Here is an 8,221-nt window from a genome sequence, read left to right on the forward strand (position 1 = left end):
ATGTAGGCCTTCAGCTTTTCTTTTTAAACACCTTGTACTATGAGATATGGTAATTGTTTGTAAAAGCTGTAGAATCGGTCATTTAGGTACATAAATTAATATAGTAAATACGTAACATAACGCCTGATGTAGGTTGGGTAATTATCACAAGGTGCCACTTTAATCAGCATGAAGCATGTCAGGCCTATTGAACTAATCATTTTAATTTTGGCGCTGTTCTCAACAAGCAGTCGTGCGGATCTTTTTACTGCGACACATTATTACCAGCAACAAAACTACGTCAAAGCCTATGACGAATTTTATCAACTGGCCCAACTCGGTAACGGCGACGCCATTTATAACTTAGCCGTGATGTCCCTCCATGGCCAAGGCACTGAAAAAAACCTGTCAATTTCCCATGCTTGGTTTGCAATCGCTGCCGAATACGGCATTGCAGAAGCACTCAAAACAGCACATTTAATTTCATCTCAATATGCAGACAAGCAAGTGCTAGAGCAAGCACTGCAACAAAGAAAAAGCCTATTTGGCTATCAATACTTAAGTGAGAAGTACCAGCCTGACTTCAGCAAAACAAGCACACAGTCTCCCTCATCCGAACGAACTTTTGATAAGCAACCTGATTATCCAGAGCAAGCCGCAAGACAAGGGATAGAAGGCTGGGTTTGGCTTGAGTTTGATATTGATACAACCGGTGTTGTTAAAAACATCGTTGTGATTGATGATTACCCTAAGAATATCTTCGCTTCATCTTTAATTAACGCAGTTAAAGTTTGGCGCTACAAGCCCGGCAAAGCCAAAAAAAATCACTCGCTGATTTATCACTTCACAACCTATAAGGGTAAAGAATACAAGCGGACTTTGGCGTTTCAGCAGCAAGATTATAAAGCTCAGATCAGGCGCCATATTGATGCAGCCGAGCAAGGTAACGCGCTTGTACAGTATTACATCGCAAACTGGTTAAGCTCTAACGAATACAACGCCAGTCGATTACTGAAATACCACTGGCGAGACGATAATGACTATTTAACTATACTACTTGCCGCTGCAAAAAATAACTTGCCTATTGCGCAGTACAAACTCGCCGTTGAGCTACTCACAAACTCACATGACAAAACACAGTTTGATGTGGCGTTAAACTGGCTAAAACGCAGTGCCCTGCATTTTTCTCCAGCCCAGTACAAATTAGCCACTTTGTACGGTGATAAACATAGCCAATTATTTGCCCCTTATGAGGCAACCAAATGGTTTAAACGCTCAGCACCTAACGATAAAAGAGCAGCAAAAGCGCTGAGTTTGCATTTATACAAACACCCAAGTGAAGGAGAAAGCCTAACCCATTGGATCGAGATGGCACTTGAGCAAGATGAAAGTGACCCTGAGGTACTTTTATTACAAGCAAAACTCACCCAAAGCACTGACACAACAAAGTCGATTGAAATCGCTCAAAACGCATTTAAACAAGCACAAAAAAGGCAATGGGATACAAGTCAGATTGAACAGTTCCTTGATCAACTCTAGGTTGTAGACGCTTATATTTGAAACTGCGTTTTACGTTTAGCGTTGAGCTTTATCTGACTGGTAGTAAGCTGCGAACTTGATAAATGCACATTAACACCAGTTTGTCGAATGCCAACTTTAAAACATCACGCGCTTGCCCAAAAGAGTTTAGGAAAAACCTGCTGTAGAGGTCTTATTTGTTTCAATCTCATGGAAAAACGAATCTTGCCTATTTATACTCTTGCACAAGATAACCTCATACTAGTATGTTAATTTATGCATTTTAATTTTTCAGTAGGCAATATTCATAGTCAAAATATACACGAAACAGCTAGACTGGTTGTCGCTACATTTAATGAAAGAGAGCCATTGGCTGGAGCAAATAATGCGCCACCAAAAGAGTTTTCTGAGTTTATCTTGGGTCTAACACAGCATTGTGCAGACAACGGATTGGGGTTTATAGCCAAAGAGTTAACAACGAACAAAGTCATTGGCGCTATTTTGGCTTCAGATCTGGCCGAGACCCTGAATAAAGTTGATACCGATGACAAAGAGCCAAGTAATCCAATTGCGACTTTGATAACAGCACTCAATAATAGCTATTTTAAAGGTGAAACTTTACCAAATAATACTTATTTAAATATAAAGTTTGTCGCAATGGACGATAGGTTTAAAGGGAAAGGAGTCGTAGACAAATTGATATCTAAGTGCATTAACGAGGCCAAGAATAAGGGATTCAAATATGCACAAGCTGAAGCTACTGGAAATGTTTCTCAACATATCTTTAAGAATAAATGGGGGTTTGAAGAAAAAGCATTCATAAAATACAGAGAGTTTACTTTAGGTGATGAAAAACCGTTTTTTGAAATTACAGAGCATGAAGGTATTAAGCTACTTATAAAACGGATTTAACGTTCGAATTTGCACTAACAACATACACATTGGGAATAAGTTCGTGATCCTTGCTTATCCATAACCTAGTTTGGTGAACGACAGCTTTTTGTTAGTATTTTAGATTAGACGAACTTTAATTAACGGCGCAAACTGGCATATCGCTGAACTTCGATAAAGAGTAAAAAGCGGACGTCGATAAAACGAGTAGTCATGAACGCAGCTCAATCCTATAATATCCGCCTTAGTCACCGCAAATGACAAGTAATGCAAATAGAGGGGCCTAAGCCCTCACTCGGTAGTAATTACTTGTGTTGAATAGTTTGTGGCAAATTGAAGCTTTTATAGTTCTGTATGTTTATAAAATCTGTTAGATATAATCAATTATAACAAGCCTGTTTCTGTCAACTTAGTTAATGGAATAACCAATACGGCCGTTGATTATGACGGTGTCGATTTTCTCTATATCACTAATTTTATCCCATGGGCGACCATTGATTATAAGGATATCAGCAAGTTTTCCCTGTTCAATGGTCCCAAGTTGCTTTGACTTTTTAAGGGCAGTTGCGCCATTTCTTGTCGCGGCGATGATGGCTCGAGTATCACTAAAACCCGCATCAACTAAACGCTTTAACTCCATATGGTAACTATATTGACCATGTTCTTTTACCGGTGAGTCAGTGCCAATTCCTAACATAACATTAGATTGGGCGAGGTGAGGGATATTTAAATGACCCTTGGGCTCTCGACCAAGCGTAGGAACATAAGTCACTTGATTGTTAACAACAACATCAAGCGTCTCTTGGCGAATGATGTTTCCATGTCGAATACCATGTTCAACACTACTCACTCCAGCGTTAATCGCTTCGATTGTTTCGTTTTGACCACCGGTATGCGCCGCCACCCAAAGGCCGTTTTTTTCTGCGAGCGAAGTAATAGTAGCCAGTGTTTCCCGAGACATTCGAGGCATTTCAATATCATTAACGCTGTCGGTGTGACCTTGATAAACAACCTTAATACCGTCAATCCCCTGTAAAATTAACTGTTCGATTTTTGCTGTGATTTTCTGTGGAGAATCTGACTGAAAAGTCATTTGTTTTAAAACCCAAGATGGAATATCTTTACGTTGAGTGGGATGACCACCTGCAACAGTAAAAATTGGACCCGCGATAAATAATCGAGGGCCTGCTAACTTATCTTGAGACAATGATTTTTTTAAATCAAAGATAGCTGGCGCTATGTCTCCTAAAGAGCGATAACTGGTTACGCCAGCTTGAATTAGGTCTTGTCTTACACTGGGTAAAAAACGAAGTTGATCCCAAATTGTATTTAGCATGTTGTCATGTTTGGATTGCTCCTTCCCCCCAAAGAAGTGGCCATGTAGATCAATTAGGCCAGGCATAATTGACTTTCCCGTAGCGTCAATGACCAAGGTTTTTTCTGTAATATTGCAGCTTTCTCCAAGACAAACGATTTTACCATCGGTTACTAATATTCCTGGGTTACTTCTTGCAAACTCTGAGGTGGCATCAAATAAAGTGCCGCCTTGAATCCACATATTTTGTTTTGGGCTTTCCCACGTGTACAAGTTGTGGTTATACGCTAGTACCAACGCTAAACCAGAACTAATTAAAAATACGAACAGATATGTAAAACACTTCTTCATAACTTTTCTCCGGTAATTGCTCTTAGTTAAGTTTTAATTGGGTGTTGTTCAAAGTGCCTCTGGAGCCGTTAGATCGCAGTTGCTGATGGTTAGCTACTCCCTGAATATCAAGGTCGCCAGCGTCATTCATTTCTATGTTTGAGTTTTCTACCTGAACGACAAGATTCGCGTTGGCAGTGTCGTTAATTTGTACACTGAGTTGCTTTGCTGCTAAAGATAAGCTTGTTATATCGCCAGACCCTGTAGTCACAATAGTGACGTGTTCTGCAATTAATTGGTTTTCGCCTGTTAAAGTGGCAGAACCTGAGGTTTTAATATTTTTTAATTGTTTGTATGTCACATAAACTTTTACCGACTCACCACTGTGGTAGCCCTGTGTAGTCACGGTTAAGGTGCCATTTTCACTGTGTGTAATGACATCTTCTATGGGTATGCCTCGGGCGAATACTCTGACTTGCTGATGCTCAGATTGAGTGATAAAGACATCAGCAAGTCCACCAACAATAATACTCTCAAAATCTTTGACTTCTCTTATTTCCTGCTGACAGGTAAAGTTGGCACAACCTGACAAAATAGTGGTAAATAAAATTAAAACAATAGTTAGTGAATGATTCATATTAGCCTCTAGCACTTTATTGGTGTGAGCATTATTAAAAAAGCGCTAGATGTAAGTAATGGACAAATGTCATGAACAAACATGACATTTGTCATTTATCTACAAAATTGAGTAGTTTATGAATTGGAGAGGTGATTTAGAAAGGTGCCAAACATACTGTGCTTTAGTGCAGAATTTAATGCATTTTACGATACTGATTTCAACTAAGATAATTAACCAAACCAGATTCGTTGATTTTTATTTTCCCAATGACCGCTATTGACAAAAAGCAAGCATTCAATATCAGTTTATATTTCCCCTTAAAACCCAGTATGACATATAAAATTTATAAAAGTTTTATATTAATAACTTAATGCTCTAATGAAGGCTTTTTTTGTATTAATATCCACTTGTCGCTATACATTGAAAACAATACGCTTGCGGTTTTTAAAATTTGTAATGATAGATGATTCGATTAATTAAATGCATTATGTTTGCTGGCCTTGCCCTGTTCATGAGCTCTGCCTTTGCTGGTGTTGTTCATGTGCAAGACAATTCCCTTTCTAAAACCCAAACTGATTTACTCAAAGACTTGATAGCAACCTCTTCAGCACTCACTAAGCAGCCTGATACAATTTATGTAAAGCATAAGTCGCGCAGTGACTTAAAATCGATAGTGATCAATAAAACAATCTTGAACACGCCATTTTCTTTTACAGATGAATCTCATCGGCTTAACTTGGAAGGGTTTCGAGTCTCAAAAATTGATGTCAGAAAAGATAACTCACTGTATAGCATCAGTTTGATATCGAATAAGTCTCCAAATTGGTCAATTTTTGTAGAGTTTGATGACTTGGTACTATACGACTATCGATTACAAGGTTTTTTACTTTCTGTAATAGGCCAACACCAGACGCATTATATCCAGATTGCGAAAGACTACAGCGTACTTAATACAACGATTGACCTTCACTAATCAATGTTAGTCAATGGGGTCAAAGGCGTTGTTTTTAGCTTTTTAAGTTAACGACGGCTTTTGTTCCCCGAGTCGGATACCCAATTTAAGTAAGCCCTATAAATAAATAGCGAGTAGACACTGCTAACACTTATTCGCATACCTAAACCCACTTACTATGCGACATAGTTGTGCAGCATCGTAGCTGCACAAATAAGCTATTAATCAATGATTCTAATCAAGCCTTCTTAACCAATCGGCAAGAGCAAGGCCAATACTCTTGGGCTGATCTTCTTGAATATAATGCAAACCAACCCCTACATAAGCGGTTTCAATATTTTCAATTCGCTCGACATACCAAGGGATCAATGCGTTAGGAGTAATTGAACCAGGAGATGCATAAAGTAATAAAACTGGCATATCCGTTTTTGACATAAATCGTTCGATCCCTTTCATGACTCTGTGAGTATGACGAGGGGAGCCTGCGATAGGTATTTGTCTGGGCCATGCAAGTAAAGGTTTTCTGTCAGCTTTATCAACATAAGGCGCGCGGTACGCTAACATCGCTTCTTCACCCAGAGTTCTATTTACCAAAGACGGTAGCATTTGCTCAATTAGGATATTTTGTTCAATAACAAGTTGGTGACCAATTACAGGGTCATTAATCGCTTCAAAAAAAGGCCCCATATTTAGCCCCAACGCATCAAAGCTATCAGCAGGCATGAGAGGTGGCAAAGCCCCTTCCATAAATGCCAATGCTGCGACCCGCTCTGGATTTTTACGAGCATAATGCCACGCAATAGCCGCGCCCCAGTCATGCCCAACTAAAATAATTTCATCAAGTTCTAGCTCATCAATAAAGCGGCTGAAATAACGAAATTGCTGTTTAAAGTTATACTCTATGTCTGGCTTTCCTGAATGCCCCATACCAATTAAATCTACCGCCACAGCCTGGTGAGACTTTGCAACATAAGGCATAACGTTGCGCCACAAGTAAGACGACGTCGGGTTACCATGCACGAAAACTACAGCTTTACCTTCCCCCAGCTCTAAGTAAGACATAAAAGAATGCTTTACGTCTACACTTTTACGCTCAATCTGCAGTGTTTCATCAATGACAGGAGCTGGTAACTTATCACTTGCTGAATATGCTTGGAGCCCATTTGTGCAACTCAAATACATTAATAGCACTAAAAAAAACCGTTTTATCATCTTATATCTCCTTTAACCTTTGTTATTGGTTTTACTAAAAACAAGTAATGTACACATGTGTACAATATATGAGTTAGTTTTTATTTGTCCACTGGTGTACAATAAATTTCAAGTTGTACATGGAGGGATTATGGGTAGAAATAAGGCATTTAACCGTGACCAAGCAGTTGATTCGGTCATGCATTTAATTTGGAGTCAGGGATATCAAAACTGCTCCGTAAAAGCAGTATCAGAAATGTTAGGTATTACTCGCTCTAGCTTCTACCATTCCTTTGGCTCAATGGAATCTCTCTTTATTGAAGTCCTCAAGCGCTACTATATTCACTCTCCTTTTTGTGCCTTTGACCAAATTAATGAGCAAAGTGATATCTTGAAAGAAATTTGTACTGTCTTTCAGAATATTTGCGTTGCGAGAGTGACAGACAAAGAAGCAAAAGGATGCTTGATGATCAACAGTATTATTGAGCTCGTGGGCAGCAATGACATTCTTTCCCCTCCATTATCAAGTAGCGTAGATGCAGTATTAACTCGATTCAAACGTCTTCTAAATGCAGCAAACATGCACGGAAATTTCAGCGATAATGACATTGACCAAAAGGCATTGGCGCTCTTAAATTTGCTTATTGGGATCAACGTGTCTGGCAAGTTTATAAAAGACTATGAGCAGCTTTGGTCTTCCACTCGACTCTCGCTGCAAAGCCTTGGAGTTTATAATACCGATTACAATATGACTTAACTTACCGTATTTGGGCGGGCGTATATGTCACTGTAAGATTACAATATTGGCACAAAGTGCTCTGTGCTGCGACGTAATGTTCACCTTGTATTGGCAGGCCCAAGTCCGCAAAAGAGGCTTGCCAATGCTTCATATCTAATGCATAACGATTACGCAAAGACGCTTCGATGTCCGGTTGTTTTGACTCTGTGATGTCCCGCGCTGAAAAGTGTATCTGACCTAAATAAGTAGACTTGCCTGATTTGCTTATGAAGCTATGGTCAGTTTCGCCCATTTTATTAACCGATATGAACTGCTGACTTACCTGCCACCCTGTGAACATATAACTTCCTACAGGGAGTTCAATAGAGAAAAGGCCCGCTTCATTCACACTCGTGCTTAAGGATATAAAATGCTTTTTCCCAGTTTTAATATTTTTAAAATGGACCTGATAATCAGCGTAATTGCCCTCATACGCCATACTGCCCCATACAATACCATTTTCACTGGATATCTGATTGCTCAGCTCTATACTAGGCGAAGCACAACCACTAATTAGCACTATGCTCAATAACGCGATAACACATTTTATTCTTTTCATAAGTACACCATTACGTTAAAAGCGTACTCTTACACTGCACTTTTAATTAGCTAATTGCAACAAATAATGGCCTTGTTGATCAAATAGGC

General features: G+C 39.3%; 8 protein-coding genes. 4 read left to right on the forward strand and 4 right to left on the reverse strand.

What is annotated here, in order from left to right; translation table 11 throughout:
- Positions 1–168 precede the first annotated feature (168 nt).
- Both N477_RS13965 and N477_RS13970 read left to right on the forward strand, forming a co-directional pair.
- On the forward strand, positions 169–1,518 hold the full coding sequence (locus tag N477_RS13965) for a TonB family protein (RefSeq protein WP_063363584.1): 1,350 nt from the start codon (positions 169–171) through the stop codon (positions 1,516–1,518).
- Between the two features lie 255 nt (positions 1,519–1,773).
- Positions 1,774–2,409 (forward strand): hypothetical protein, encoded by a 636-nt coding sequence (locus tag N477_RS13970; protein WP_063363585.1) that lies wholly within the window; start codon positions 1,774–1,776, stop codon positions 2,407–2,409.
- 388 nt (positions 2,410–2,797) lie between these two features.
- On the opposite strand, the gene N477_RS13975 is transcribed toward N477_RS13970, so the two are convergent.
- Both N477_RS13975 and N477_RS13980 read right to left on the reverse strand, forming a co-directional pair.
- Positions 2,798–4,054 (reverse strand): amidohydrolase family protein, encoded by a 1,257-nt coding sequence (locus N477_RS13975; RefSeq protein ID WP_063363586.1) that lies wholly within the window; start codon positions 4,052–4,054, stop codon positions 2,798–2,800.
- A gap of 22 nt (positions 4,055–4,076) precedes the next feature.
- Positions 4,077–4,670 (reverse strand): GIN domain-containing protein, encoded by a 594-nt coding sequence (locus tag N477_RS13980; RefSeq protein ID WP_063363587.1) that lies wholly within the window; start codon positions 4,668–4,670, stop codon positions 4,077–4,079.
- Positions 4,671–5,115: 445 nt separating this feature from the next.
- Between N477_RS13980 and N477_RS13985 the strand changes: the two genes are divergently transcribed.
- Complete coding sequence (locus tag N477_RS13985) at positions 5,116–5,625, forward strand: hypothetical protein (RefSeq protein ID WP_155731898.1); 510 nt, start codon at positions 5,116–5,118, stop codon at positions 5,623–5,625.
- 213 nt (positions 5,626–5,838) lie between these two features.
- Here N477_RS13985 and N477_RS13990 read toward each other — a convergent pair whose 3' ends face one another.
- Complete coding sequence (locus N477_RS13990) at positions 5,839–6,816, reverse strand: haloalkane dehalogenase (RefSeq protein WP_081216587.1); 978 nt, start codon at positions 6,814–6,816, stop codon at positions 5,839–5,841.
- 130 nt (positions 6,817–6,946) lie between these two features.
- Here N477_RS13990 and N477_RS13995 point away from each other — a divergent pair, with 130 nt between their 5' ends.
- The gene (locus N477_RS13995; RefSeq protein ID WP_063363589.1) at positions 6,947–7,552 is read left to right on the forward strand and encodes a TetR/AcrR family transcriptional regulator; all 606 of its coding nucleotides are present in this window, start codon (positions 6,947–6,949) and stop codon (positions 7,550–7,552) included.
- Position 7,553: 1 nt separating this feature from the next.
- On the opposite strand, the gene N477_RS14000 is transcribed toward N477_RS13995, so the two are convergent.
- The gene (locus N477_RS14000) at positions 7,554–8,132 is read right to left on the reverse strand and encodes a hypothetical protein (RefSeq protein WP_063363590.1); all 579 of its coding nucleotides are present in this window, start codon (positions 8,130–8,132) and stop codon (positions 7,554–7,556) included.
- Positions 8,133–8,221 lie beyond the last annotated feature (89 nt).

Origin of the sequence: Pseudoalteromonas luteoviolacea H33-S, from assembly GCF_001625695.1 — a bacterium.
In the GTDB taxonomy this organism is placed as follows: domain Bacteria; phylum Pseudomonadota; class Gammaproteobacteria; order Enterobacterales; family Alteromonadaceae; genus Pseudoalteromonas; species Pseudoalteromonas luteoviolacea_B.

What these genes read in the sequence shown, in the direction of transcription:
- N477_RS13965 (WP_063363584.1), top strand. Translation starts at nt 169, where the DNA reads ATGAAGCATGTCAGGCCTATTGAACTAATCATTTTAATTTTGGCGCTG.
- N477_RS13970 (WP_063363585.1), top strand. Translation starts at nt 1,774, where the DNA reads ATGCATTTTAATTTTTCAGTAGGCAATATTCATAGTCAAAATATACAC.
- N477_RS13975 (WP_063363586.1), bottom strand. Translation starts at nt 4,054, where the DNA reads ATGAAGAAGTGTTTTACATATCTGTTCGTATTTTTAATTAGTTCTGGT.
- N477_RS13980 (WP_063363587.1), bottom strand. Translation starts at nt 4,670, where the DNA reads ATGAATCATTCACTAACTATTGTTTTAATTTTATTTACCACTATTTTG.
- N477_RS13985 (WP_155731898.1), top strand. Translation starts at nt 5,116, where the DNA reads ATGATTCGATTAATTAAATGCATTATGTTTGCTGGCCTTGCCCTGTTC.
- N477_RS13990 (WP_081216587.1), bottom strand. Translation starts at nt 6,816, where the DNA reads ATGATAAAACGGTTTTTTTTAGTGCTATTAATGTATTTGAGTTGCACA.
- N477_RS13995 (WP_063363589.1), top strand. Translation starts at nt 6,947, where the DNA reads ATGGGTAGAAATAAGGCATTTAACCGTGACCAAGCAGTTGATTCGGTC.
- N477_RS14000 (WP_063363590.1), bottom strand. Translation starts at nt 8,132, where the DNA reads ATGAAAAGAATAAAATGTGTTATCGCGTTATTGAGCATAGTGCTAATT.